Origin of the sequence: Xenorhabdus littoralis, assembly GCF_033949345.1 — a bacterium.
GTDB classification, from domain to species: Bacteria; Pseudomonadota; Gammaproteobacteria; order Enterobacterales; family Enterobacteriaceae; genus Xenorhabdus; species Xenorhabdus littoralis.
The window spans coordinates 1-386 of the sequence record NZ_VCDP01000210.1; the positions used below are offsets into that span (position 1 = coordinate 1).

General features: G+C 56.7%; 1 protein-coding gene. It reads right to left on the reverse strand.

The window, feature by feature from the left end; all coding sequences use genetic code 11:
- Positions 1-386 (reverse strand): type VI secretion system baseplate subunit TssF (locus FE394_RS19315; RefSeq protein WP_319927935.1); only part of this gene is annotated, 386 nt, incomplete at its 3' end.

Sequence of the window (386 nt, forward strand, 5' to 3'; positions counted from 1 at the left end):
CAGAAACGGTACATCTCCCCCGGACTGGCGTAGCAACCGGGGTTCAGGGTCAGTGACAATCGATGCCCCCGGACGGGGCGGCCCATCTTCATTCGGTCGATCAGGCGCTCTTCCACCTGCATAATGCCATCGATATGCCGCTGGATATGGCGGCTCAGGGGGAGATTAAATTCGGCATAATAGTCAAACAGACGGAGAAAATGCTGCATCCCTTCCGTGGTAAACAACAAAACGGGCGGGCTGGCGAGGCAGGAAAGCAGCGGCCAGCCGGAGTTATCCTGCAACATCGGCGGGTAATCCGTGGTGACCGGCGTAATATTGTGTACACTGAGATGAGAAGGCGAACCTTCCTGCATCACCGTGATGGTGCCTTGCTCCAGAGCCAT